This window comes from Aeromonas media (genome assembly GCF_000819985.1).
In the GTDB taxonomy this organism is placed as follows: domain Bacteria; phylum Pseudomonadota; class Gammaproteobacteria; order Enterobacterales; family Aeromonadaceae; genus Aeromonas; species Aeromonas media.
The window spans coordinates 1-26,705 of sequence record NZ_CDBZ01000077.1 but is presented as its reverse complement, the minus strand read 5'-3'; the positions used below and the strand labels follow the sequence as shown (position 1 = coordinate 26,705).

Below are 26,705 nucleotides of genomic sequence, written 5' to 3'. Positions count from 1 at the left end.
GAGCCATGCCAAAACGTAACGACCTACAGAGCATCCTGATCCTCGGCGCCGGCCCCATCGTCATCGGTCAGGCCTGCGAATTCGACTACTCCGGCGCCCAGGCCTGCAAGGCTCTGCGCGAGGAGGGATACCGCGTCATCCTGGTGAACTCCAACCCGGCCACCATCATGACCGACCCCGAGATGGCGGACGCCACCTACATCGAGCCCATCACCTGGGAAGTGGTGCGCGAGATCATCAAGAAAGAGCGTCCGGATGCGGTGCTGCCCACCATGGGTGGCCAGACCGCGCTCAACTGCGCGCTGGATCTGGAGAAGCACGGCGTGCTGGCCGAGTTCGGTGTGGAGATGATAGGTGCCACCGCCGATGCCATCGACAAGGCGGAAGATCGTCGTCGCTTCGACATCGCCATGAAGAGCATCGGCCTGGAGTGCCCGCGCGCCGGCATCGCCCACAACATGGAAGAGGCGTGGAAGGTGCAGCAGATGGTCGGCTTCCCCTGCATCATCCGTCCCTCCTTCACCATGGGTGGCTCCGGTGGCGGCATCGCCTACAACACCGAAGAGTTCGTCGAGATCTGCGAGCGCGGCCTGGATCTCTCCCCGACCAAGGAGCTGCTCATCGATGAGTCCCTGATCGGCTGGAAAGAGTACGAGATGGAAGTGGTGCGGGATCGCAACGACAACTGCATCATCGTCTGCGCCATCGAAAACTTTGACCCCATGGGCATCCACACCGGTGACTCCATCACGGTCGCGCCAGCCCAGACGCTGACCGACAAGGAGTACCAGCTAATGCGCAACGCCTCCATGGCGGTGCTGCGCGAGATCGGCGTCGAGACCGGCGGCTCCAACGTCCAGTTCGGCATCAATCCCAAAGATGGCCGCATGGTCATCATCGAGATGAACCCGCGGGTGTCCCGCTCCTCCGCGCTCGCCTCCAAGGCGACCGGTTTCCCCATCGCCAAGATCGCCGCCAAGCTCGCCATCGGTTACACCCTGGACGAGCTGATGAACGACATCACCGGCGGTCGCACCCCGGCCTCCTTCGAGCCGGCGATTGACTACGTGGTCACCAAGATCCCGCGCTTCAACTTCGAGAAGTTTGCCGGTGCCAACGACCGTCTCACCACCCAGATGAAGTCCGTGGGTGAAGTGATGGCCATTGGCCGCAACTTCCAGGAGTCCCTGCACAAGGCCCTGCGCAGCCTCGAGACCGGCAAGACCGGCTTCGACCCCATGGTGGATCTCAATACCCCCGACTCTCTGACCCGCATCCGCCACGAGCTGCAGGATGCCGGTTGCGACCGGATCTGGTACATCGCCGATGCGTTCCGCGCCGGTCTCTCCATGGACGGCATCTTCAAGCTGACCAAGATTGACCCCTGGTTCCTGGTGCAGATTGAAGAGCTGGTGAAGCTGGAAGAGCAGGTGAAAGAGCGCGGCATGGCCGGCCTGGACGCCGACTTCCTGCGCACCCTGAAGCGCAAGGGCTTCGCCGACGCCCGTCTGGCCAAGATCCTCGGCGTGGCCGAGGGCGAGGTACGCAAGGCCCGTGCCCGCCACAACATCTTCCCGGTCTACAAGCGGGTCGATACCTGCGCCGCCGAGTTCGCCACCAACACCGCCTACATGTACTCCAGCTATGACGAGGAGTGCGAAGCGGCGCCGACCAATCGCGACAAGATCATGATCATCGGCGGCGGCCCGAACCGCATCGGTCAGGGCATCGAGTTCGACTACTGCTGTGTGCACGCGGCCCTGGCCCTGCGCGAAGACGGTTACGAGACCATCATGGTCAACTGCAACCCGGAGACCGTCTCCACCGATTACGACACCTCCGACCGTCTCTACTTCGAGCCGGTGACCCTGGAAGACGTGCTGGAAATCGTGCGCGTCGAAAACCCGAAAGGCGTCATCGTCCAGTACGGCGGTCAGACTCCGCTCAAGCTTGCCCGTGCCCTGGAAGCGAACGGCGTGCCTGTCATCGGCACCAGCCCGGATGCCATCGACCGTGCCGAAGACCGCGAGCGCTTCCAGTCCGCCGTCGAGCGCCTTGGCCTCAAGCAGCCGGAAAATGGCACCGTCACTGCGCTGGAGCAGGCTGTGCAGGTCGCCGCCCGCATCACCTACCCGCTGGTGGTTCGCCCCTCCTACGTGCTGGGTGGCCGCGCCATGGAAATCGTCTATGACGAGCAGGATCTGCGTCGCTACTTCGCGGAGGCCGTGAGTGTCTCCAACGAGTCGCCGGTGCTGCTGGACCGCTTCCTGGACGACGCCACCGAGGTGGACGTGGACGCCATCTGTGACGGCGTTGACGTGGTCATCGGCGGCATCATGGAGCACATCGAGCAGGCCGGTATCCACTCCGGTGACTCCGCCTGCTCCCTGCCGCCCTACACCCTGTCCAAGGCCATCCAGGACGAGATGCGTGAGCAGGTGCGCAAGCTGGCGCTGGAGCTCGGCGTGGTCGGCCTGATGAACGTGCAGTTCGCGGTGAAGGACAACGAGATCTACCTCATCGAGGTGAACCCCCGTGCCGCCCGTACCGTGCCCTTCGTCTCCAAGGCCACCGGTGCGCCGCTGGCGAAGATCGCCGCCCGGGTTATGGCCGGTCAGAGCCTGCAGGAGCAAGGTTTCACCACCGAGATCATCCCGCCCTACTACTCGGTCAAAGAAGTGGTGCTGCCGTTTGCCAAGTTCCCGGGTGTCGACCCGCTGCTGGGGCCGGAAATGCGCTCCACTGGCGAGGTGATGGGGGTGGGCAGCAGCTTTGCCGAGGCTTACGCCAAGGCCCAGCTGGGTGCCGGTCACCAGGTGCCGAGCGAAGGTCGCGCCCTGCTCTCCGTGCGTCACGGCGACAAGGAGCGGGTGGTGAACCTGGCCGCCAAATTGCTGGAGCTGGGCTATGAGCTCGACGCCACCCACGGCACTGCCGTGACCCTGGGGGAAGCGAGCATCAACCCGCGTCTGGTGAACAAGGTGCATGAAGGCCGTCCGCACATTCTGGATCGCATCAAGAATGGCGAGTACACCTACATCGTCAACACCGCCGAGGGCCGTCAGGCGATTCAGGATTCCAAGCAGCTGCGCCGCGGCGCCCTGCAGCACAAGGTGGCCTACACCACCACGCTGCACGCGGCCTTCGCCACCTGCATGGCTATCAGCGTCGATGCCACCGCCAACGTGAACTCGGTGCAGGAGCTGCACCACAGGGTCAAGCACCGCTAAGGTGCGCGCGGCCAGGGTGGCTTACGGCCCTGGATGCAAGCCTGACAACACCCCGCCAGCGATGGCGGGGTGTTTCTTTTGGCGGGGGCGGCGGATCCCGGGCGCATCGGCTCCTCATGCACGGGGTGGCGTAAACAGCGAGAAGCAAGGGTGATAAACCCCCTTAAATTGGCTTAATGCAATCATAAATTGCCTATTTTGTGCCATTGACAACAATCTTCGCAATCACTCACCCCGAACGCCTCCCTATACTGGTTTCTCATCACATGCGTGAGCAAACAAGGTCGTCCGCACCGGCAAGCATTCAGTGCCAGAGGGTTGCGAGAGGATCAGGGCCAGCGTTATCGCGTCAGTCCGCTCCCCCTCCTTGCACCCTCTGTTACCTGCCCGGTCGCCTGGCGCCTCAGCATATCTGCCAAGGGAATCTGAATATGAGCTTCGATCATCGCAAATACCGCCCGGCCCCCGTCATTGCGTTGGCGGACAGGCAATGGCCCAACCGGGTGCTTGAGCGCGCGCCGCTCTGGTGCGCCGTGGATCTGCGGGACGGCAACCAGGCGCTGGTCGAACCCATGACGGTGGCCCAGAAGCTGCAGATGTGGGCGCTGATGACCCATGTCGGCTTCAAGCATATCGAGGTGGGCTTCCCGGCCGCCTCCCAGCCGGACTTTGACTTCGTGCGCGAACTCATCGAGCGCAATCTCATTCCGGACGATGTCACCATCCAGGTGCTGGTGCAGGCCCGGGAAGATCTCATCGCCCGTACCTTCGAGTCCCTCAAGGGGGCGAAGCGGGCCATCGTTCATGTGTACAACTCGGTCAACCCGACCCAGCGCAACTATGTGTTCAACACCGGGCGGGAAGGGGTCAAGGCCATCGCCGTGCAGGGGGCGCGCTGGGTACGGGAATACGCGGCCCGCAACCCAGGCACCGAGTGGAGCTTCCAGTACTCCCCCGAGAGCTTCAGCAGCACAGAGGTGGAGTTCGCGGTGGAGGTGTGCGACGCCGTCATCGACGAGTGGCGATCGGCCTCCCGCCCCATGATCCTCAACCTCCCCGCCACCGTGGAGGTGAGCACCCCCAACATGTTCGCGGATCAGGTGGAGTGGTTCTGCCGCCACCTCAGGGCGCGCCCCGAGGTGAGCATCTCCATTCACACCCACAACGATCGGGGCTGCGGGGTGGCGGCGGCCGAGCTGGCGGTGCTGGCGGGGGCCGATCGCATCGAGGGCACCTTGCTTGGCAACGGCGAGCGTACCGGCAACATGGATATCGTCACCATGGCCATGAACCTCTACAGCCAGGGCATCGATCCCGAGCTGGATCTCTCTGACATGGACGCCATCGTCGCGACCGTGGGGGCCTGCACCCAGATTGCCCTGCACCCGCGCCACCCCTATGCCGGCGAGCTGGTCTACACGGCGTTCTCCGGCAGCCACCAGGACGCCATCCGCAAATCCCTGGCGGCCGAGAAGCCTGATGCCTACTGGGACGTGGCCTATCTGCCGATCGATCCTGCCGATCTTGGTCGCAGCTACGAGGCGGTGATCCGCATCAACAGCCAGTCCGGCAAGGGAGGGGTCACCTATCTGCTGGAGCGCGACCTCGGCCTGCAACTGCCGCGCTGGCTGCAGATCGACTTCAGCCGCCGGGTTCAGGCGCAGGCCGAGGCGAGCTGCAGCGAAATCAGCCCGGAGCAGATCCGCGCGCTGTTCGAGCAGCACTACCTCGAGCCGCTGCACGGTTATCGTATCGGTCGTTTTCAGCTCGGTCACGACAGTCAGGAGACCCTGCGTCTCGAGCTGCAGACCCCGGACGGCAGCTTGCAGCTCTGTGGTGAGGGGGAGGGGGCCATCACGGCCCTGGTCAACGGCTGGGAGCGCCAGACCGGCATGCACATAGATGTGCTCGACTACTCCGAACATGCCCTCAGCGCCGGTACCGAATCCCGCGCCGCCGCCTATGTGCTGCTGAGTGTCGACGGCACCCGCATGTGCGGGGTGGCCATCGGCCGTGACGTGGTCAACGCCTCCCTGCAGGCGGTGATCAACGGCGCCGCCCAGATCCGCGCCCTGCGCCAAAGCGCCTGAGCCATGTCCGCCAACAACAACGCCACCTCAGGGTGGCGTTGTGCTTATGGGCCTTGCTCAATCCACCAGCGGCTTGCGGGGGCGGGGCAGGGCACGCCAGATCTTGCGCACCGTCACCAGGAAGGGGCGCAGGATCAGGGCACTTAACCGGCTGTAGCGTTCGTTGTCTCTCGGGCCCACCCCGAAGGAGAGCGGCTCGGGCTGGCTGCTGGTCACATAGAGGGTGCCGAACCACCAGTCCCAGAGGGAGAGATTGGTGCCGAAGTTGTGGTTGAAGTGGCGGGGATCCCGGCTGTGATGGATCTGGTGCTGGGCCGGGCTGTTGAGCAGGTGTTCGAGCCTGGGGCCGAAGGAGAGCCAGATGTGGGTGTGGCGCAGGTTGGCGGCCAGGGCGTTGAAGATGAGCACCAGGTAGCTGATGCCAAACAGGGTGTAGGGGCGCACTGTGCCGCCACAGAGCCAATGGAAGATGCCGCCGTAGAGGGCGAGGCAGCTCCCCTTGACCAGCATCTCGCACAGCTTCTCCACCAGGTGGATGCGGCTCGCCGTTGGCGGCACCATCACGGTCGCGCTGTGGTGTACCTTGTGAAACTCCCACAGCCAGCGGCTGTGAAAGGCGCGGTGCAGCCAGTAATGGACGAAGTCGCTGATGAGGAAGACCCCCAGGCCATAGAGCATCATCAGCCAGCTCGCCTCGGCGAACCTCGGGCGCTCACCCCAGAGCCGGGTCAGTGCCGATTGCACGTCCCCGGTTTGCAGCAGCCAGGGGTGGAGCAGGGTCAGGACAGGCAGGATCACCGCCACATGCAGCAGGGCGCGCACCAGGTAGTACTGGTAATCGAGCAGGGCCGAGGGGTGCAACCAGACGGCCCGGCCCCCCAGGAAGTGGCGAAAGCTGCGGGTTTCGGGATCTCCCTGGCGACGGCGGTGCAGATAGAGCAGGTAGGCGACGGTGCCCGAGATCAGCAGGAAAACAAAGCCCAGGCGCCCGTTGAGATCGAACAGCCCCGACAGACTCTGCCAGAGCGGGGTGATCAGCAGTCGCTGCAGGGGGTCGAAGAGGGGGTCAGCTTGTCCATGGGCTCCATGCCGCGGGCGTGTCGGTCGGCGGCATTCTAAATAGAAATGACTATCAATAAAAGCCATTGTTCGAGGTTTGGCAGATGGGACCTGTGCACAGGCTCACGCCACCTGTCGTCATGCCGCTGCTCCCTATTCCCCGGGGCTGGCCCAAGCTCGAGTTGGAGGCTTTAGCCGGGCGAGCCAATCCTCTACAATGGGCACCTGTTTGCGTTCGGGGCCTTTCATCCGTGATGAATGAGGGCCCGGCCCCCGCTCTCTATCGGAAGCCTTCATGACATTCTCTCCCTGTTTTGCCTCTCCTTCTCGTGTTGTCTCTTCTGCGCGCGCCCTGATCCCCCTGCCGCTGCTGATGGCCGTGTTGCTGGCGGGTTGTGCCAGTGAACCGACCGCTCCTGTCGAGGAGGCGGCCGTCATCGCCAACCAGCCCAAAGCCATGCAGCCGCGCAAGCCCGCGGACATGAAGAGCCGCATCGTGCGCTTCCTGCCGCGCCAGGTGCAGGACAAGCCGGGTTGGGCCAACGATGTGGTGACGGCGCTCAGCACCCAGGGGCTGACGGTGAGCGATCACAATGTCTGCTCAGTGCTGGCGGTGGCGGAGCAGGAGGCCACCTATCAGGCGGATCCCGTGGTGCCCGGTCTTGGCAAGATAGCCTGGAAGGAGATCAACGCCCGGGCCGCCAAGCTGCTGATCCCCGAATTCGTGGTGCGCACGGCGCTCTCCATCAAGTCTCCCACTGGCAAGAGCTATGCCGCGCGCATCGATGCCCTTCGCACCGAGCGGGAGATGAGCGAGATCTTCGAGGATATGATAGGGGCCGTGCCCATGGGCAAGCAGCTGTTTGGCAACCTCAATCCGGTGCGCACCGGCGGCCCCATGCAGGTCAGCATCGCCTTCGCCGAGGCCAACGCCCGCGGTTATCCTTATCCGGTCAAGGAGTCCATCCGCCACGAGGTGTTCACCCGCCGGGGCGGCATCTGGTTTGGCACCAAACATATCTTCGGTTATCCCGCCGACTACCCGGACACCCTCTACCGTTTCGCCGACTTCAATGCGGGCTGGTATGCGAGCCGCAACGCCGCCTTCCAGGCCGCGGTGAGCCGGGTCAGCGGCAAGCCTCTGGCCCTGGACGGGGATCTGGTCCGCTACGACTCAGATCTGCCCGGCAAGACCGAGCTCGCGGTGCACAGCATCGCCAGCCGCGTCAACATGAGCAAGCAGGCCATCCACCAGAGCCTGCTCAAGGGGGACAGTGCCGATTTTGCCAAGACCGACCTCTATCATCGGGTCTTCACCCTGGCCGACAAGCAGGCGGGCAAGCGGCAACCCCGCGCCGTGCTGCCCGGCATCCAGCTGAAAAGCCCCAAGATCACCCGCAACCTCACCACCGCCTGGTTTGCCAAGCGGGTGGATGACAGGGAGCAGGCCTGCGTCAGGAAAATGGCGACCATTCGCTGACAGTCAGAGACAACAAGGGCGGCCAAGTGGCCGCCCTTGTTTCAGTTCCTGCTGAGGGGTCAGGCTCTGATGTCCCGTGTCGCAGCACCATGGCGAGTCTTCGCAAGGGGTACTATTCCCTTGCATGTTGGATATCCGCTACATCCCCAAAACGAGTTGCCTCTGTTTTCTCCCCGGCTGGCGGTACGCAAGACCATGGCATTGCCACATCTGGGGCAAGGCGGACTCGGATCACCGAGCTGTTGGATGGTGACAGGGGAGAGCGCCGCGCCCTTTTCGTCAGGCACTGCCTTGGTGGAAAACGGCTTGCGTGATGATTCGCCATGACGCGCCTTCAGCTGGGCCACATGCTGCCTGCGGGTCTGCCAGTTTGCCACCAGCCGCCCTTGCTGGATGGTCTCGACCACTTGCGTGACCTCGGCAGGGGCCAATACCTGGGTGGTTTTTCCTTTGATATGGCGGATCAGCCCGCGGTTCATCACGTTGTCCGGCATGGGGGTCTTGAAGGTGCAGTCGCCAATGAAGTAGATGACGGAGTGGAGCTGATGATCCGCCACCCCCAGCAGGGATTTGAGGGTCATCATGTGCAGATGGTTCTGGTGCAGGGGATTCTGGAAGCTGTGCTTGCGGCGATAGATCTGCTGGGTCCAGTTCTTTTGGGCCGGATTGCCGAATATCCAGCCCTTCATGTTCTTGGTCTCAATCACGAATATCCCGAAGCGGGAGACGAGCACATGGTCGATCTGGGTGCTGCCCTGGGGGATGGGCAGGGTCACATCTTTGAGCAGGTGATATTCCCGCTGGTCGAGAAAGAGCCGGATGCTGACGTTGATAAACCACTCCCCGATCATGCCCTTGAACCAGGGGCTTTTGACGAGCGTCGCGATCAACAGCAGTGGCAGCAGATACCAGAGCTGGCCGAGCAACAGCGCAATGACGGGGGTCAAGTCCATCTCATGCCTCCATGATGCCAACTGTTCAAGTGACGGTATCGCTAGAAACTCATCGCCAACCCAAGGGAGTAGCCGCTGGTGTTGTGGCTGAACATATAGCGGGCCACCAGCCGGGTACGGGTGACGAAGACCTTGTATTTGCTGCTGTCGAGCTCGATCCCGAGGCCGAGGGAGTTGAGGCTGTTGAAGCCGATCAGGCCTCTTTGCTCTCCCAGGTACTCGGTTCTGGCACCTTCCAGCACGTAGCGCAGCGGGCGATCCAGCAGGGTCCAGGTGAAGAGAGGTGCCCGGCGACGCAGGTAGAGCCCGAGGTTCTCTGCGTTGGCCTTGCCGGTGACGCTGTCGGCGGTGCCGGAGAAGCTTTGCAACTGTTGGTAGGAGTAGCGCAGCTCGGCGTCGATATCCTGGGACTTGGAGAACAGCTCATAGTCCAGCATGAGGGAGCCCCCCAGGCCATAGACGTTGAGGGTGCCGCCGTCGAGGAAGTCGAGATTCTTGCCCGTCCTGTTCTCGATCAGGGCGGCGCCGATGCGCAGGTCGCTCGCCACGGTTCCCAGGGTGAAGTTGGCGATGGGGCGCAGCACCAGGTTGCCGCCAAAGCGGTCGCGGTGCAGGCTGAAATCCCACCCTATGCCGCCGGTGGCGCTCAGGCTGTTCCACTTGACGGGGATGGTGCGGGTCTCGTTGCCGTCGGTGAACACGAACTGGGGATCGTAGCGGCTGTACCCCAGGGTGCCCTCGAGATAGATGGGAAAGCCCTCGCTCATGGTGGCGCCGCCACCGAGCTGGGTGATGGTCAGCGCCGACTGCTCGTTGGTGCCGCTGCCGATGTCCAGGTTGCTGGCGGTGATGTCCGGTACCACGGTGAAGCTCATCAACGAGACCACCGCGTTGGCCCGCTGTTGAATGAGGGTCTCATCATTGGCGTGAGCGGCCTGGTTGCAGAGTGAAAGCCCGGCCAGCAGCAGTATGCCTGCATGAAAATGAGAAGAGGGGGGATGCACCATACCTAGCTCCGTGTACCTCCTCGTCCACTGAGGAGTCCTTACACTGTAACGGTTTTTCCATCGTCATGGCAGCCCACCTCGGCGCCAACTGACTATATTCTTTGCCGTTTTGTGGCGCAGGACGGGACGCCTGTGGCGAGAGCACCTTGCCGTCAGCGCACCGGGTTGCTGGTGCCGGATGACGGTGTATCCACATAAATGGCAGACATTAATTTATTGTTCAGTTCCCCGGGTGTATAACGGGCCTCCCGCAGGAACATATGGGGGTGGTACCAGGGAGGGGTAGCCAGACCGGGCCTACGGGCCGTCATGACGGATGCGCATTACGTTGATGGGAGTCATACCAGATGCAGGACATGCTGCTTGCCATATGGCATCAGGACTTTGAGCAATTAATACAACTGCAGGCAGTCGGTCTGCTCGTCACCTGTCTGGTGGTGATCCTCTTTCTCGAATCGAGCTTCGTGTTTCTGCCCCTGCCGGGGGACAGCCTGGTGCTATTGGCCGGTGGTCTGGTGGGCATGGGAGTGCTCGGGCCCGAGGTGGTGTTCCTCTATCTGCCCCTGGCCGCCGGGGTCGGCAGCGTGATGGCGTATTGGCAGGGACATGCACTTCATGGCACCCGCTTCATGGGCCAGGTGGAGCGGGTTATCCCGGAGGGCAGCCTGCCCCGCGCCTCCCGGCTGCTCGATCGCTATGGCTTCTGGGCCATGTTCGTCTCCCGTTTCATCCCCTTCGTCAGGGTGCTGACGCCCATGCTGATGGGGATCTCCCGCCTGAATCTGCTGCGGGTGGCGATGACCAGCTTTGCCAGCGCCTTCCTCTGGGCCCTGGCCCTCAGCATGGTCGGCAAGTTCATGATGGCGACGCCGCTGCTGGCTGACCACCATGAACTGTTGACCAAGTGTCTGCTGGTGACCTCCTTCGCTCTCTTCGTCATCGCCGTGGCCGCCATCGGCATGCGGCTGTTCAAGCGCTCGGCCAAGAGAGCGCGCTGAGTTGCTCAAGGGACGGGCCTGCCGCTCGTCCCTTGTCCCCGACCGCCCTGGTCAGGCGCTCGCCCCGGTGGCGTAAAAATACAGGCCATTTGAGGCGGAAATCCTGATGCCTATCTGTTACACTTCGCGCCCGCCATTTTCCGGCTCATCTTCTGATGTCATGTCAGACCCAGCCGTCCTTGGCCCCAAGCCTCGCCGAGGCCGTGCCACACGCCGGCCCAGGTCACTTAAGCCAACTACAGCTCAGCTGGAACACAGGAACCCATTATGAGATTTGAATCGTTCGATTTTGCCCCCGAGATTTTGCGTGCCGTCTCAGAGTGCGGTTATCAGGAGATGACCCCTGTGCAGCAGCAGGCGATCCCGACCATCCGCCGTGGCAGCGACGTGCTGGCCAGCGCCCAGACCGGGACCGGCAAGACGGCGGCCTTTGCGCTGCCCATACTGCAACGTCTGGTAGATAACCCGGCCCCGGCCCAGCCTTCCAACGCACGGGTGCTGATCCTGACCCCGACCCGCGAGCTGGCCGCCCAGGTGGCGAGCAACATCAACGACTTCGCCAAGTATCTGGACATCAGCGTGCTGACCCTGGTCGGCGGTGGCAAACAGGATGTGCAGGCCCGCAAACTCAAGGCGGGTGCGCACATCATAGTGGCGACCCCGGGCCGACTGCTCGAGCACCTGACCGCCTGCAACCTCAGCCTCTCCGGTGTCGAGACCCTGGTGCTGGACGAAGCGGATCGCATCCTCGACATGGGCTTCAGTGCCGATGTGCAGCAGATCCTGCAGGCGGTGAGCAAGACTCGTCAGAACCTGCTGTTCTCCGCCACTTTCTCCGACGCCGTGAAGAAACTGGCCAACCTGATGCTGGACAGACCGCAGATCATCAGCGTCAACAAGCAGAACTCCACCGCCGACACCGTCAGCCACACCGTCTATCCGGTGGAGCAAAAGCGCAAGCGCGAGCTGCTCTCCGAGCTCATCGGCAAGCAGAACTGGCAACAGGTGCTGGTGTTCGCCAGTACCCGCGAGAGCTGTGACGTGCTGGTGGAAGAGCTGAACCTCGACGGCATCAAGTCCGCCGTGGTTCATGGCGAGAAGGCCCAGGGCAGCCGTCGCCGCGCCTTGCGCGAGTTCATGGAAGGCAAGGTGCGGGTGCTGGTGGCCACCGAGGTGGCCGCCCGTGGTCTGGACATCCCGGATCTGCAGTACGTGGTCAACTACGATCTGCCCTTCCTGGCGGAAGATTATGTCCACCGCATCGGCCGTACCGGCCGCGCCGGCAAGAGCGGCATGGCCGTCTCCTTCGTCAGCCGCGAAGAGGAGCGCACCCTGCTGGAGATCGAGGCCCTGATTGGCCAGAAGATCCGCCGCATCATGGTGCCGGGCTACGAGGTGAGCAGCCGTGACGAGCTGATCAAGCAGTTGCAGGAGCGCCGCCGTTTCGGCAAGCGCCCGCAGCGGGAAGACAACGCCGCCGCCCAGGTGATGGCCGAGGCCAAGCTGCAGGGGCAACGCCTCAAGCGTCTGGCGGCCGCCAAGAAACCCCGTCAGGGCAAGTAAGGGCTTCGACACCCTCTCTATTGAACCGCAAAGGCGCCATGGGCGCCTTTGCCATCTCTGTTTTCAACCCGAGGATCGCCCATGACCCTTAGCACCTACAATGAGGCCCTGCTCGACATGGCCACCCAGAGCCTGGCCGAGCTGGCCCGCACCGCAGAGCAGAAGGCGTGCAAGCGCACCCCGGCGCAAGAGAGCCACTTCCTCTGCACCTGGATGGCGGACTCCCTCAAGGAGAAACGCTTCTCCCGCCTGGTGATGGAGGATTTGAAAGCCTGGGTGCAACTGGGTCGCACCCTGGGGGCCGGGGCCGATCTCAAGGGGCTGCTGTCGCGCATCGTCTGTCAGTACGGCAGGGCCATGGCCGAGCCCGGACAGTTGGGGGCCAGGCTCGCCACCCTGGTCGCCGAGCTGCAGAGTGCGGGTTGGCTGGTGTTTACCGACAGCGAGCTGAACGCCAAGCAGCGGCTGCTGAGCCAGGGCCAGTCCAGCCTGGTCATCTCCGCCAGCGAGTATCTGGGCCATATCGAGGGGGGAGAGCTGGTGAAGCCTCTTACCCTCTATGTGCGCGGGGATGAAAAGCAGCTGGCCGAGGCGGTCTTCAAGCTGGGGCTGCTGCTGAGCCAGGGTGACAAGAAGAGCACCCTGGTCAAGCACCACAAGGCCTACCGGCTGGTGCCGGGCAATGCTCAGCCCGCCCTGGCGCTCCTGGCAGAGGCCTGAGCCTTATTACGGGCGGACGCCCATGCCCGCCTCATCACCCCGGCCCCGTGCCGGGGTTTTTTATGGCTGACCGTCAGCGGGGCAGGCCATGACGGCAGGGTGAGCGACGGGAAGGGGGCCCGTACCTGAGTGCTGCCCTGGTGCGGCAGTCGGCGATTTTTGTCGCATTTGAATGGTTTGTCCGCCCGTCCCCCTCTGATGGGGGATGTCACCCATATGGTGAGATGGTGACGCAGACGTTCTGCTCTAGGGTGGTTTGGCCCCAAAGAGGGCCATATGGAAGCAAACCGCCTGATGGCGCTACTCAATGAATGAGGAAACATGATGAAAGCAACCCCCCTTGCCCTGCTGCTGGCCAGCGTGCTGGCCTCTCCGCTCTGCGCCGCCGGGCTCGACGCCAGGCTCACTCTGGTGGAGGGCAGCACCGACGATGTGCGTGTCAACCTGACCCTGACCAACACGGGTGACAAGCCCATCCGCTTGCTCAAGTGGCAGCTGCCGGGCAGCGAAGATGCCCCACTGTTTTTGGTGGAGCGCGACGGCGAGAAGGTCGGCTACGAGGGGGCCCTGATCAAGCGGGCGGCGCCAACCGACAAGGACTTCCAGCTGCTCAAGGCAGGCCAGAGCCTGACGCTGCAGGCCGAGGTTTCCGGTCTCTACGACATGAGCGCCCAGGGCCAGTACAGCATCCGTTACCGGCTGCCGACGCTGCCACAGGAGGCGAAGGCCGCCAAGGCCAAGCAGGCCCAGGGGAGCGAATCCAATGTCGTGACCCTGTGGGTGGAAGGGGTGGCTGACGATCGGGTGCTCGCCAAGGCGGCGGTGGCCGAGCCCCAGGCGGTGACCGCCTCGGTCAGCTTCAGCGGCCGCTGCAGCAACACCCAGAAGAGCGACATCCTCACCGCGCTCGATGCCGCCAGCGGCATTACCAACAACTCCAGCAGTTACCTGGCGGTGGACAAGCCCGATGGCCAGCGTTACCGCAGCTGGTTTGGCGCCTATGACGCCTCTCGCTGGAACCAGGCCGAGACCCACTTCAGCAAGATCAAGGATGCCATCGACAACAAGCCGCTCACCTTCGACTGCGGCTGCAAGCAGAGCTACTTTGCCTACGTCTATCCGGATCAGCCCTACAAGGTCTACCTGTGCAAGAGCTTCTGGACGGCGCCCATCACCGGGACAGATTCCCGCGCAGGCACCATAGTCCACGAGCTGAGCCACTTCAACGTGGTGGCGGGCACCGACGATCTGGGATACGGTCAGACCAATGCCCGCAATCTGGCGAGCACGGATCCGGTCAAGGCGCTGAACAACGCCGACAACCACGAATACTTCGCCGAGAATACCCCGAGCGAAAATTAATCTGCGAAGGGGCCGGATGGCCCCTTTTTTGACGGAGGCACCATGATGACACTCCTGCTCACCACCCTGGCACTGGCCCCCTTGCAGTGCGAACTGTCGGTCAGCGCCGAGAGCGGGGTGAACGAGCCACTGCCCCTGGTGATGACCTTGACCAACAAGGGGGGGGGGCCACTCGAGGTATTGACCTGGTTCACCCCCTTCGAGGGGTGGTTTGCCGATGCCATCGACCTCACCCGAGATGGCAAGCCGTTGCCTTACCGGGGACCGCTTGCCAAGCGTGGCGCGCCCGGTGATGGCGACTTCCTCCTGCTGGGACCGGGGGAGCAGAGCCATGCCGATGCGGATCTGTCGCAGGCCTACGATCTGTCGCAGCCGGGCAGCTACCGGCTCAGCTACCGTGTCCAGCCGCTGGCGCTGACCCGGGGGCTGGTGCCAAGCTGTCCCGCCATCGATTTTACCCGAGTGGTGGTGCCCTGAGCCGGTATACCGATCTCCTGAAGGATGGGAGGTCCCGAATAGTGGCGGTGCTGGTCAACCCCTTGCGTTCGTGATTCCCGGTCATGGCCATGAGGGGAGTGTGGATCTTGCTCTTTGGGCATCCCCGGGAGCCCTGCGCTGTTGCCCCTGACGCAGCTTCTGTCTCAATCCCTCTCTTGCCCGGCGACTGCCCGCCCGGAAATGAACCATACGGCCACGTCAATAGCCGGTTGGCTCATTGCCACCTCGCTCGGCGTTATCCACTATTTCGCTAAATATCCTCGTATTTCATGGTTGGGGGATGAAACGTCCCGCGATATGTTTTGTCCATGCCGAGAGTCAGCCGGATTGGTCTTCGATATGGCAGTGAAGAATATTAATCAGCACGCTACGGATTCAGGTTTTGAATATAAATGTTGCATGGTGCCAATCAATATTGTTTGGCAAGCGTTCCGGGTATTTATAAATATAACGAGGCGTGAATTCAGATAATAAGTGCAATGCCCATGGTGCATAGGAGAGAGGCGGTCAACTACCAGTTAGGGTACGCTTCTTCTCGCCAAAGAAACAAAGCGATACACCATGAAATACCAGCAGTTGACCGAGGGGCTACGATACCAGATTGCCTGCCTCCGTGACCATGGCCTGTCACAGGCCCGCATTGCCAAACAGCTCGGGGTTCATCCATCGACTATCAGTCGTGAGCTTCGTCGTAATTGTGCTGGGCAGGCCTATCAGCCGCAGCAGGCTCACCAACTTGCCACGGCACGACGGCTGACGAGTCAGAAGCGTACTGTCCCGTCTGATACCATCGACTTTGTTTGCATGGCGCTGGTCGCGGACTGGAGTCCCGAGCAAATCAGTGGCGTTGGAGACATGATTAACTGCCCGGTTAGCCACGAGTGGATATACCGCTATGTGGCACGCGACAAGGCCAACGGTGGCACGCTATACCGGCATCTGCGTCAGGGTCACAAACGCTATCGCAAGGGTAAGAACAGCAAACGCAGTGTCATTCCCAATCCAGTATCGATTGATGAACGCCCTGCGATAGTCAATGAGCGGAGCCGTGTGGGAGATTGGGAAGTCGATACCGTGTTGGGTAAGCAAGGCAGCGGTGCAATAGTGAGTCTGTTGGAGCGTAAGAGCCGGCTCTACCTGGTTCAATACGTTCCCAGCAAAACAGCCAGCGCGGTGGCGGACACCATTATCAGCATGCTGAAACCCTACCAGGCACATGTCCATACCATCACAGCTGACAATGGTAGCGAGTTTGTCGAACATGAACGTGTTGCAGCAGAGCTGGAAGCGCAGGTGTACTTTGCGCATCCATACAGTGCATGGGAACGGGGACAGAATGAGAATAGCAATGGTCTGCTGCGGCAATATGTGCCCAAAGGCAGTGATTTGAGTGTGGTGACAGCAGAGGCACTGTCAGCCGTCGAAAAGCGGCTGAACTTCAGGCCGCGCAAATGCTTGGGATTTAAACAGCCACAGGTGGTTTTTGACGAACTTCTGAAAGCAGCCTGATTTTTAATCGGGAATTGCACTTCGAAGTTGAATTCGCGGGTGGATCATGAATAAAGTACGCTCCCTGTTGTTGCTGGCGGCGCTGCCCCTGGCCCTGATGACTTCGGCCGAGGCCCAATCCAGCCTCGCCGCCATTCAGAGTGCCGGGGTGATCAAGATAGGGACCGAAGGGGCCTACCCTCCCTTCACCTACCACGACAAGAGCGGCAAGCTGGTGGGTTTTGATGTTGAGATAGGCGAGCTGATTGCAAGCGGTCTCGGCGTGAAGCCGGAATTCGTCGAGGGCAAGTGGGACGGCCTCATCGCCGGGGTGGACGCCAAGCGCTACGATCTGGTGCTCAACGAGGTGGCCATCACCCCGGAGCGACTGAAAAAGTATGACTTTTCAGATCCCTACATCACCTCCAAGGCGGTGATAGTGGTGCACAGCGACAATGACAGCATCAAGAGTTTCGCGGATCTGAAGGGCAAGAAATCCTCCCAGTCCCTGACCAGCAACTTCGCCCAGCTGGCGAAAGAGTCGGGGGCCGAGGTGGTGGCCACCGAGGGCTTCAACCAGTCCCTGGCGCTGGTGCTGAGCGGGCGGGTGGATGCCACCATCAACGACAGCCTCTCCTTCCTGGACTTCAAGAAGCAGAAACCGGACGCCAAATTGAAGGTGGCGGCCACCGAGCCGAAGGGGGATCAATCGGCCGCCCTGCTGGCCAAGGGGCAGCCGGAATTGCTGGCCGCCATCAATCAGGCGCTGCGCACCGCCAAGCAGGATGGCAGCTATCAGAAAATATCGCTGAAATATTTTGGCACTGACGTCTCGAATTAATAATTGGGCAGAACAATAACAATAAAGGAGAATTAACGTGCCAGCCTGGTTGCAGTTAATGATCGACTCTTTTTGGCCCCTGCTCAGTGCGGGGCTTATTTTTACCGTGCCGCTGACCCTGATCACCTTCGTATTGGGAATATTGCTCGGTTTCCTGGTAGCCCTGGCCAGGTTATATGGTCCCACTCCGCTGGTGGCCCTGGTCCGTTGCTATGTCTGGCTTGTTCGGGGCACGCCCCTGCTGGTGCAGCTCTTTCTCATCTTCTACGGCTTGCCGAGCGCCGGCATAGTGCTGGATGCCTTCACCGCCGCCGTCATCGGCTTCACCCTCAACATCGGTGCCTACAGCTCGGAGATCATCCGTGCCACCCTGGCGGCCATCCCCAAGGGGCAGTGGGAGGCGGCGCATTCCATCGGCATGAGCTGGCCCCAGGCCATGCGGCGGGTGATATTGCCGCAGGCGGCGCGCATCGCGGTGCCACCGCTCTCCAACACCTTCATCTCTCTGGTCAAGGACACCTCCCTGGCGGCGGTGACAGTGCCCGAGCTGTTTCAGGCGGCCCAGCGGCTCGCCTCCGTCACCTATGAGCCGCTCATCCTCTATGTCGAGACGGCCCTCATCTATCTGCTGTTCAGCTCTGTGCTCTCCACCCTGCAAGACCGGCTGGAGCGCAGATTGACCCACAAAGAGACCCGGGAGGTCGCCCTATGATCCGGTTGAGCGGTATCGAGAAACAGTTTGGTGGCAAGCCTGTGCTCAAGGGGATAGGGCTTGCGATGGCGGCGGGCAGCGTCACCGCCTTGATAGGTCCCTCCGGCAGCGGCAAGAGCACCTTGCTGCGCTGCGTGAATCTGCTGGAGCGGCCCGATGCAGGCCAGCTGGTGCTGGGAGGGAGCGAGCTCGACTTCTCCCATCATCTGTCACGGCAAAGCTTGCTGGCCCTGCGCCAGCAGACCGGCATGGTGTTCCAGAACTTCCAGCTGTTCCCCCACATGACGGTGCTGGAAAACGTGATGGAGGGGCTGGTGACCGTGTTGAAGTGGCCCAGGGAGAAGGCGCAGGCGCGTGGCCTGCAACTGCTCGACAAGGTGGGGCTCAGGCACAAGGCCGAGGCGGTGCCCGCCACCCTCTCAGGGGGCCAGCAGCAGCGGGTCGCCATAGCCCGTGCCCTGGCCCCCGCGCCCAAGGTGCTGCTCTGTGACGAGCCCACCTCGGCGCTGGATCCCGAGCTCGCCCAGGAGGTGGTGGCCGTGCTGCGCCAGCTGGCCCGGGAGGGCACCACCATGCTGATCGCTACCCACGACTTGCGCCTCGCAGCCCAGATAGCCCAGCAGGTGATCTTTCTGGAAGGGGGGGAGGTGGTGGAGGCGGGCAGTGCGCGCCAGATGTTCACCACTCCCAAGCGGGCGCGCACCTTCGAATACATCTCCACCCTCACCGAGCGGCTGCCGGAGAGCTGGAGCATCTAACGGTTTTGCCCGGATGAGCTCCACATAAAAAAACAGCCCCGCATTGGCGGGGCTGTTTGCTTGAGACCTTAACCGGCAGTTTACACGGCCAGGTAGTCCATGATCCCTTCGGCGGCCTTGCGACCCTCGTAGATGGCGGTCACCACCAGATCCGAGCCGCGCACTGCGTCGCCACCGGCGAACACCTTGGGGTTGCTGGTCTGGAAGGCATGCTCGGCCTGCTCGGGAGCCTTGATGCGATCCCGGTTGTCGAGCTCGATGCCGTGTTCCGCCATCCAGGGCTGGGGGTTGGGCTGGAAGCCAAACGCCATCACCACCGCATCGGCGGCCAGCACCTGCTCGGAACCCTCGATCACCACCGGATTGCGACGGCCGTTGGCATCGGGGGCGCCAAGCTCGGTGCTCACCACCTTGATGCCGCAGGTACGGCCCTGAGCGTCCAGCTCGACGCCCACCGGTTGAAGGTTGAACATAAATTCCACCCCTTCCTCCTGGGCGTTCTTCACCTCTCGCTTGGAGCCTGGCATGTTCTCGGCATCGCGGCGGTAGGCGCAGATCACCCGGTCGGCCCCCTGACGGATGGCGGTACGGACGCAGTCCATGGCGGTATCGCCACCGCCGAGTACCACCACCTGCTTGCCAGCGAAGTCGATGTAATCGGCCTGGGCCTTCTCGAAACCCAGCAGCCGGTTGGCGTTGGAGATGAGGTAGGGCAGGGCGTCGTACACGCCGGGGGCCGTTTCGTTCTCGAAGCCGCCCTTCATGTACTTGTAGGTGCCGACCCCGAGGAAGACCGCATCGAACTCGCCGAGCAGGTCGGCGAAGGTGACGTCACGGCCCACTTCGGTCTCGAGACGGAACTCCACTCCCATGCCCTCGAAGATCTCGCGACGGCGCTGCATCACCTCTTTTTCCAGCTTGAAGGAGGGGATGCCGAAGGTCAGCAGACCGCCGATCTCCGGGTACTTGTCAAACACCACAGGGGTCACGCCGCCCCGCGCCAGCACGTCGGCACAGGCGAGGCCCGCCGGGCCCGCACCTATGACGGCGACCCGCTTGTCGGTCTTCACCACCTTGGAGAGATCCGGGCGCCAGCCCATCTCGAACGCCTTGTCGGTGATGTATTTTTCGATGTTGCCTATGGTCACGGCGCCGAATCTGTCGTTCAGGGTGCAGGCACCCTCGCACAGACGGTCTTGCGGGCAGACGCGGCCACACACCTCCGGCAGGCTGTTGGTCTGGTGGGAGAGTTCCACCGCCTCCAGGATGCGCCCCTCGTTGGCCAGTTTCAGCCAGTTGGGGATGTAGTTGTGCACCGGGCACTTCCACTCGCAATAGGGGTTGCCGCAGTCGAGGCAGCGATCCGCCTGCATGCCGACCTGGGCCTGGTTGAAGGGCTCGTAGATCTCCACGAACTGGATCTTGCGGATCTTGAGCGGCTTCTTGGGCGGGTCGACCCGCTGGACGTCGATAAACTGGAATACGTTCTGGCTCATAGGGTTCCCTCCTTATTGCGCCTGGATTCTGAGTTCTGCACTAGAGCGGCTGGTGTGACCAAGCAGGGACTTGACGTCGCTGGACTTGGGTTTGATCAGCCTGAACTTGGGCACATAGGAGTCGAAGTTGGCCAGGATCTCCTCGGCGCGCGAGCTGCCGGTCTCATTGAGGTGCGCCGTGATGATGCCGCGCAGGTGCTCCTGATGGATGGCGAGATCCGCCACGTCCAGCAGTTCCACCAGCTCGGGGTTGGTGCGCTTGGCAAAGTTGCCGCACTCGTCCAGCACGTAGGCAAAACCGCCGGTCATGCCCGCCGCGAAGTTGACACCGGTGGTACCAAGGATGGTCACAATACCGCCGGTCATGTATTCACAGCCGTTGTCGCCAATCCCCTCGACCACCGCCAGGGCCCCCGAGTTGCGCACCGCGAAGCGCTCGCCCGCGGTACCGGCCGCATAGAGCTTGCCGCCGGTGGCGCCATAGAGGCAGGTGTTGCCGATGATAGCGGCCTCGTGGGACTTGAAGGCCACGCCGACGTGGGGTTTGACCACCAGCTTGCCGCCGGTCATCCCCTTGCCCACGTAGTCGTTGGCGTCACCGGTGAGGATCATCTCGAGGCCACCCGCGTTCCAGACGCCGAAGCTCTGGCCGGCGGTGCCGTTGAAGTGGACCCGCACCGGATCGGCCGCCATCCCCTGGTTGCCGTGACGCTTGACGATCTCGCCGGAGAGACGGGCACCCACCGAGCGATCGGTGTTGCGGATGTCGTAGCGGAACTCGCCACCGCTCATGTTCTCTACCGCGCCCAGCAGATCCTCTACCATCTTGAGGTTCAGCGGCCCCTTGTCGAAGGTGGGGTTGTGCTGCTGGCTGAACAGGCTGGAGCCTGCCGGTGCCACCGGGCTTGCCAGAATGCCGGACAAGTCCAGCTTGGCCTGGCGGGCGGTGAGGCCGGGCAGGGCCTGAAGCAAGTCGGTACGACCGATGAGGTCGGTCAGCTGGGTGACGCCAAGCTCGGCCATCAGCTCGCGGGTCTCCTCGGCGATGAACTTGAAGTAGTTCATCACCATCTCCGGCAGACCGGTGAAGTGCTCGCGGCGCAGCTTCTCATCCTGGGTGGCGACGCCGGTGGCGCAGTTGTTCAGGTGGCAGATGCGCAGGTATTTGCAGCCGAGCGCCACCATGGGGCCGGTGCCAAAACCAAAGCTCTCGGCGCCGAGGATGGCCGCCTTGATGATGTCCAGACCGGTCTTGAGACCGCCATCCACCTGCAGGCGCACCTTGTGGCGCAGGCCGTTGGCCACCAGGGCCTGCTGGGTTTCGGCCAACCCCAGCTCCCAGGGGGAGCCGGCATACTTGACCGAGCTCAGCGGGCTGGCGCCGGTACCGCCGTCATAGCCGGAGACGGTGATGAAGTCCGCATAGGCCTTGGCCACGCCGCAGGCGATGGTGCCGACGCCGGGTTCGGAGACCAGTTTTACCGACACCAGGCAGTTCGGGTTGATCTGCTTGATGTCGAAGATGAGCTGGGCCAGATCCTCGATGGAGTAGATATCGTGGTGGGGCGGCGGCGAGATCAGAGTCACGCCGGGCACCGAGTAACGAAGCTTGGCGATCTGGGCCGTCACCTTGTCACCGGGCAGCTGGCCCCCTTCGCCGGGCTTGGCGCCCTGGGCCACCTTGATCTGCACCACGTCGGCGTTCATCAGGTAGTGGGGGGTGACGCCAAAGCGCCCCGAGGCCACCTGCTTGATGCGGGAGTTCTTCTCGGTGCCAAAGCGCTTGGGATCCTCGCCGCCTTCGCCGGAGTTGCTCTGACCGCCGAGGCGGTTCATGGCCACCGCCAGCGCCTCGTGCGCCTCGGGGCCGAGGGCGCCGATGGACATGGCGGCGGAGTCGAAGCGGGGGAACAGCTTGGCCGCAGGCTCCACCTGCTCCAGCGCAACCGGGGTGGTGCCCTGCTTGAGGACGAGCAGATCCCGCAGGGTGGCGACGGGGCGCTCGTTCACCAGGCGGGCGTACTCCTTGTAATCGGCGTAGTTGCCGGAGCGCACCGCCACCTGCAGGGTCTGCACCACATCCGGGTTGTAGGTGTGGTACTCACCGCCGTGGACGAATTTCAAGAGACCACCCTGGGTCAAGGGCTTGCGGCCGAGCCAGGCCTGGCGCGCCAGATTGACCTGATCCTGCTGGATGTCGGTGAAGTCGGCTCCCTGAATGCGGCTGGAGACGCCGCGGAAGCAGAGTTCGACCACGGAGCTGGACAGCCCTACGGCTTCGAACAGCTGGGAGCAGCGGTAGCTCGCCACTGTGCTGATGCCCATCTTGGACATCACCTTGTAGAGGCCCTTGTTGATGCCGTTGCGGTAGTTGAGCATGGCCTGGCGCAGGCTCATCTTCAGCACCCCTTCCTCGACCTGTTTGGCCAGGGTCTCGTAGGCGAGATAGGGGTAGATGGCGGTGGCGCCAAAGCCCAGCAGCACGGCGAAGTGGTGCGGGTCGCGCACGCTCGCGGTTTCCACCAGGATGTTGGCGTCACAACGCAGGTTGTTGTCCACCAGGGTGCGCTGCACCGCCCCCACCGCCATGGCGGCCGGAATGGGCAGGGTGTCGGCACTGATGTCCCGGTCCGACAGCACCAGCAGCACTGTGCCATTGCGCGCCTTGTCGGCCGCCTCGTTGCAGAGGCGCTCGAGGGCCGCCTGCAGCCCCTCTTCGGGCAGGTAGTTGAGGCTCAGCACCGCATGGCGGTAGTGCTCCCCTTCCAGTGCCAGCAGCTGATGGAAGTCGGAGTAGAGCAGGATAGGCGACTGGAACAGCACCCGGTGGGCGTGGCCGAAGGTCTCGTTGAATACGTTCTGCTCGCGGCCGATACAGGTGGCCAGCGACATGACGTGGTTTTCCCGCAGCGGATCTATGGGCGGGTTGGTCACCTGGGCGAACATCTGGCGGAAGTAGTCGTACAGGGTACGCTGGCTGGAGGAGAGCACCGCCATCGGGGTGTCATCCCCCATGGAGCCCACCGCCTCCTGGCCATTCTCGCCGAGCACGCGGATGATTTGATCCAGCTCCTCATAGGAGTAGCCGAACAGCTTCTGATAGGTCTTTAGCTGATCGTCCGGGAATTCGCGTGCACCTGTGCTGGCGTCATCCATCTGCTCGAACGGCACCAGTCGCTTGCAGTGCTTGTCCATCCACTGCTTGTAGGTGTGGCGGCTCTTGAGATCGTCATCGATCTCGAAGCTGGTCCAGATCTTGCCGTTGCTGGTATCCACCACGAACAGCTCGCCCGGGCCGACCCGGCCCTTCTCCAGCACTTCGTCCGGGGTGTAGTCCCAGGTACCCACTTCGGAGGCCAGCGTGATGAACTTGTCCTTGGTGATGACGTAACGGGCCGGGCGCAGGCCGTTGCGGTCCAGGGCGCAGGTGGCATAGCGGCCGTCGGTCATGACGATGCCGGCCGGGCCGTCCCAGGGCTCCATGTGCATGGAGTTGAAGTCATAGAAGGCGCGCAGGTCGTCATCCATGTTCGGGTGTTTTTGCCATGCAGGCGGGATCAGCAAGCGCATGGCGCGGAACAGGTCCATACCACCTGCCAGGAAGAGATCCAGCATGTTGTCGAGGCTGGAGGAATCCGACCCTGTGGTGTTGACGAAGGGGGCGGCCTCTTGCAGATCCGGGATCAGCGGAGTGGCGAACTTGTAGCTGCGCGCCTTGGCCCACTGGCGGTTGCCAGCGATGGTGTTGATCTCGCCGTTGTGGGCGAGGTAGCGGAATGGCTGCGCCAGCGGCCAGCGCGGGCTGGTGTTGGTGGAGAAACGCTGGTGGAACACGCAGATGGCTGCCTGCATGCGGATGTCGGCGAGATCCAGATAGAAACGCGGCAAATCCACCGGCATGCACAGTCCTTTATAGACGGTGACCAGGTTGGAGAGGCTGACCACATAGAAGTAGTCATCGCTGATGCGTTTCTCGATACGGCGGCGCACGATGTAGAGGCGGCGCTCGAGATCCTTGTCGACCCAGCCTGGCGGCGCGTTGACAAAGACCTGTTCGATGCTGGGCAGGGAGGCCTTGGCGATGGGACCGAGCACATTGGTATCGATGGGCACCTTGCGCCATCCGACCAGACTCAGGGTCTCTCTTTCCAGCTCCTCGTCGATGATGTCGCGGGTCTGCTGGGCCAATACGGGATCCGGGTTGAGGAACAGCATGCCCACCGCATAGTTGCGGCCCAGGTGCCATCCCTTCTCTTCGGCGACAGCGCGATAGAAGCTGTCGGGTTTTTGCAGCAACAGGCCGCAGCCGTCGCCGGTCTTGCCGTCGGCGGAGATGCCGCCGCGGTGCTGCATGCGAGCCAAGGCTGACATCGCGAGACGGACAAGCTTGTGGCTGGCTTCCCCTTCCATGTGGGCCAACAGGCCGAAGCCACAGTTATCCCTCTCCAGCTTTGGATCATATAGTGACATTGCATTTCTCCCTTGCTCGGCCTTCCATCGCACTGTCATCAACAGATTGCATAAATTGCGATTGGCTCTTGTGGTTCCGTCCGCCTGAGGTGGCGAATCTCCAAACTAATGGGATTTTCGAGCAAGGTCAATTGGACATCCCGCTTGTTTGCAATGTTACACTGCCATAACAAAATGCGGGTTTCAGAGATACAATTCGATTTTATCTATATAAAAATCTATTTATTTTATTTTTTAAAGTTTATTAGTCTGGTAATGGAGGGTTTGGTGGTTGACTGCTTCGCGTCACTGAACTGTAGTAATTTTACCAATCCATTCCGTCAGGGGTGGGCGGGGATCACATTTCAGGATCCTGCATCTTGCATTTATTTGTATGCGGGCTATGGGATATTTTTTCAGTACTAACAGCCGGTTAGAGGGGATGAATTGCTTCCGTTTTCCCTCTTTGTATGAGGCCTGTGGTTTCCAAAAGTAACCTTAAAATCCTGTCTGTGGGTATTTATCGCACGCAATGTGAATATTTATATGGTTTTTGGCGGCGGGACAGCTTGATCCAGCTCAGTCTGGCGTGGGGCCCGTGCCAGTACAATGACAGCTCATATTGGAGGTGTCATGCAGTTACACGAACTCATCAATACATTCGGCCAGGATCTCAAGCAGCGCCACGGTCAGAAGATCCACAAACTCTCCATCCACGGCGCCTTCACCTGTCCTAACCGGGATGGCACCCTGGGTCGCGGTGGCTGCACCTTCTGCAATGTTTCCTCTTTTGCCGACGAGTCGGCCCAGCAGCTCTCGGTGGTGCAGCAATTGCTGGCCCGCCGGGACGAAGTGACCCGCGCCAAGCGTTATCTCGCCTACTTTCAGGCCTATACCAGCACCTATGCCGAGGTGGAGTACCTGCAACGCATGTATGAGGAGGCGCTGTCGGTCAGCGACATGGTGGGGCTCTGCGTGGGCACCAGGCCAGACTGTGTGCCGGATGCGGTGCTGGATCTGCTGGCGGGCTATCAGGCCCGTGGCTACGAGGTATGGCTTGAGTTGGGGCTGCAGAGCGCCAATGACAAGACATTGCAACGGATCAACCGGGGTCACGGCTACGCCGCCTATGAAGACGCGGTTAGCCGGGCCCACGCAAGGGGCATCAAGGTCTGTGCCCATCTGATTGTCGGCTTGCCCGGTGAGGTGCCGATGGACAGTCTCGATACTCTGCATCGCATCGTTGCGACCGGGGTCGAGGGGATCAAGCTGCATCCGCTCCATGTGGTGGAGGGGAGCATCCTTGGCAAGGCGTGGCAGGCGGGGCGGCTCGACGTCTTGAGCCTGGAGCAATATGTCGAAGCGGCGGTTGCCATGATCCAGCAGACTCCGCCCGAAGTGGTTTATCACAGGATCTCGGCGTCGGCCCGCCGTCCGACCCTGCTGGCGCCTGCCTGGTGCGAGAATCGCTGGACCGCCATGGCTGAGATTGCCACTGAGCTGGCTCGAACAGGCCCACAGGGGAGTGCGTTGGGCCGACCCTTCTCACTCGCTTGTGCTCATCAGTGACGACTCTAATTTCATTAAAAAAACAGAGGGTTATTAGATGAAATTCAGTCTTTGCAGTATAGTTTCGTTCAAGTCGCCTTGATAAGATGGTCGGCTTGAAAAAGACATTGTTATCAATAACTCTTTAGTAATTAATGTACCCGGCAGGATATCTCGCCCCCCTTGCCGTTATTAAATGACGTGCTTGGCTCCTTTCGTTCCGGCTTGACGATGTGCGAGTCTGGCGATGATATTCGATGTCACTGCTCAGTGCGCTAATTGGGTTGTCGGTTCGCGATGATGGAAGCTGCTCTGCGTTCACAGGTCGCCACCGGGTTCCGGGTGATGTATTCCCTGCGACAACCGTCTGAATCATGTTTTGACAGGATGCTATGCAAGCAGAAACCAGCCATATAGATGAGCTACTGGAGTGCCCAGGGTGAGAGCGTGAAC

At 62.0% G+C, this 26,705-nt stretch carries 18 protein-coding genes; 13 read left to right on the top strand and 5 right to left on the bottom strand.

The features are described 5' to 3' along the window. Nucleotides 1-5: 5 nt before the first annotated feature. Both carB and leuA read left to right on the top strand, forming a co-directional pair. A complete protein-coding gene (gene carB / locus BN1127_RS06750; protein WP_005328082.1) occupies nucleotides 6-3,230 on the top strand; it encodes a carbamoyl-phosphate synthase large subunit in 3,225 nt (1,074 codons plus the stop codon). 431 nt (nucleotides 3,231-3,661) lie between these two features. Beyond that, nucleotides 3,662-5,320: a 2-isopropylmalate synthase gene (gene leuA, locus BN1127_RS06745; protein WP_041205987.1), complete on the top strand. Its 1,659-nt coding sequence runs from the start codon at nucleotides 3,662-3,664 to the stop codon at nucleotides 5,318-5,320. A gap of 57 nt (nucleotides 5,321-5,377) precedes the next feature. On the opposite strand, the gene BN1127_RS06740 is transcribed toward leuA, so the two are convergent. Continuing rightward, nucleotides 5,378-6,466 carry a sterol desaturase family protein gene (locus BN1127_RS06740; protein WP_005328087.1) on the bottom strand — a complete coding sequence of 363 codons (1,089 nt, stop codon included), beginning with the start codon at nucleotides 6,464-6,466 and terminating at the stop codon, nucleotides 5,378-5,380. Between the two features lie 286 nt (nucleotides 6,467-6,752). Between BN1127_RS06740 and BN1127_RS06735 the strand changes: the two genes are divergently transcribed. Further along, entirely contained in the window at nucleotides 6,753-7,859 is a 1,107-nt protein-coding gene (locus BN1127_RS06735; protein WP_042648951.1) for a DUF1615 domain-containing protein, read from the top strand. A 59-nt stretch (nucleotides 7,860-7,918) separates the two neighbouring features. Here the strand turns inward: BN1127_RS06735 and BN1127_RS06730 are convergent, their stop codons facing one another. Both BN1127_RS06730 and BN1127_RS06725 read right to left on the bottom strand, forming a co-directional pair. Then, nucleotides 7,919-8,812 carry a nuclease-related domain-containing protein gene (locus BN1127_RS06730; RefSeq protein WP_042648946.1) on the bottom strand — a complete coding sequence of 298 codons (894 nt, stop codon included), beginning with the start codon at nucleotides 8,810-8,812 and terminating at the stop codon, nucleotides 7,919-7,921. A gap of 41 nt (nucleotides 8,813-8,853) precedes the next feature. Beyond that, a complete protein-coding gene (locus tag BN1127_RS06725) occupies nucleotides 8,854-9,819 on the bottom strand; it encodes a hypothetical protein (RefSeq protein ID WP_042648945.1) in 966 nt (321 codons plus the stop codon). A 347-nt stretch (nucleotides 9,820-10,166) separates the two neighbouring features. Here BN1127_RS06725 and BN1127_RS06720 point away from each other — a divergent pair, with 347 nt between their 5' ends. The 9 genes from BN1127_RS06720 to BN1127_RS06680 all read left to right on the top strand — a co-directional run bounded on the left by BN1127_RS06720 (nucleotide 10,167) and on the right by BN1127_RS06680 (nucleotide 18,759). After that, the gene (locus tag BN1127_RS06720; RefSeq protein WP_042648944.1) at nucleotides 10,167-10,817 is read left to right on the top strand and encodes a DedA family protein; all 651 of its coding nucleotides are present in this window, start codon (nucleotides 10,167-10,169) and stop codon (nucleotides 10,815-10,817) included. 267 nt (nucleotides 10,818-11,084) lie between these two features. Beyond that, nucleotides 11,085-12,380, top strand: coding sequence for a DEAD/DEAH box helicase (locus BN1127_RS06715; RefSeq protein ID WP_005328097.1), 1,296 nt, complete (start codon nucleotides 11,085-11,087; stop codon nucleotides 12,378-12,380). Between the two features lie 81 nt (nucleotides 12,381-12,461). After that, entirely contained in the window at nucleotides 12,462-13,100 is a 639-nt protein-coding gene (locus tag BN1127_RS06710; RefSeq protein ID WP_042648943.1) for a DUF2913 family protein, read from the top strand. A gap of 321 nt (nucleotides 13,101-13,421) precedes the next feature. Continuing rightward, nucleotides 13,422-14,462, top strand: a complete 1,041-nt coding sequence (locus tag BN1127_RS06705; RefSeq protein WP_042648942.1) for a M35 family metalloendopeptidase — start codon at nucleotides 13,422-13,424, stop codon at nucleotides 14,460-14,462. A gap of 42 nt (nucleotides 14,463-14,504) precedes the next feature. Next, a complete protein-coding gene (locus BN1127_RS06700; RefSeq protein ID WP_042648941.1) occupies nucleotides 14,505-14,939 on the top strand; it encodes a hypothetical protein in 435 nt (144 codons plus the stop codon). A gap of 582 nt (nucleotides 14,940-15,521) precedes the next feature. Continuing rightward, nucleotides 15,522-16,469 (top strand): IS30-like element ISAeca1 family transposase, encoded by a 948-nt coding sequence (locus BN1127_RS06695; RefSeq protein ID WP_012564931.1) that lies wholly within the window; start codon nucleotides 15,522-15,524, stop codon nucleotides 16,467-16,469. A gap of 46 nt (nucleotides 16,470-16,515) precedes the next feature. Next, nucleotides 16,516-17,289 carry an amino acid ABC transporter substrate-binding protein gene (locus tag BN1127_RS06690; protein WP_042648940.1) on the top strand — a complete coding sequence of 258 codons (774 nt, stop codon included), beginning with the start codon at nucleotides 16,516-16,518 and terminating at the stop codon, nucleotides 17,287-17,289. A 37-nt stretch (nucleotides 17,290-17,326) separates the two neighbouring features. Beyond that, nucleotides 17,327-18,001, top strand: coding sequence for an amino acid ABC transporter permease (locus tag BN1127_RS06685; protein ID WP_042648939.1), 675 nt, complete (start codon nucleotides 17,327-17,329; stop codon nucleotides 17,999-18,001). Further along, complete coding sequence (locus BN1127_RS06680; protein ID WP_042648938.1) at nucleotides 17,998-18,759, top strand: amino acid ABC transporter ATP-binding protein; 762 nt, start codon at nucleotides 17,998-18,000, stop codon at nucleotides 18,757-18,759. Before BN1127_RS06685 ends, BN1127_RS06680 begins: the two co-directional genes overlap by 4 nt. A gap of 80 nt (nucleotides 18,760-18,839) precedes the next feature. On the opposite strand, the gene BN1127_RS06675 is transcribed toward BN1127_RS06680, so the two are convergent. Then, complete coding sequence (locus tag BN1127_RS06675; protein WP_042648937.1) at nucleotides 18,840-20,255, bottom strand: FAD-dependent oxidoreductase; 1,416 nt, start codon at nucleotides 20,253-20,255, stop codon at nucleotides 18,840-18,842. A gap of 12 nt (nucleotides 20,256-20,267) precedes the next feature. Next, entirely contained in the window at nucleotides 20,268-24,725 is a 4,458-nt protein-coding gene (gene gltB, locus BN1127_RS06670) for a glutamate synthase large subunit (RefSeq protein WP_042648936.1), read from the bottom strand. A 612-nt stretch (nucleotides 24,726-25,337) separates the two neighbouring features. On the opposite strand from gltB, the gene mnmL reads away from it, so the two are divergent. Then, on the top strand, nucleotides 25,338-26,273 hold the full coding sequence (gene mnmL, locus BN1127_RS06660) for a tRNA modification radical SAM protein MnmL/YtqA (RefSeq protein ID WP_042648934.1): 936 nt from the start codon (nucleotides 25,338-25,340) through the stop codon (nucleotides 26,271-26,273). Nucleotides 26,274-26,705: the final 432 nt, after the last annotated feature.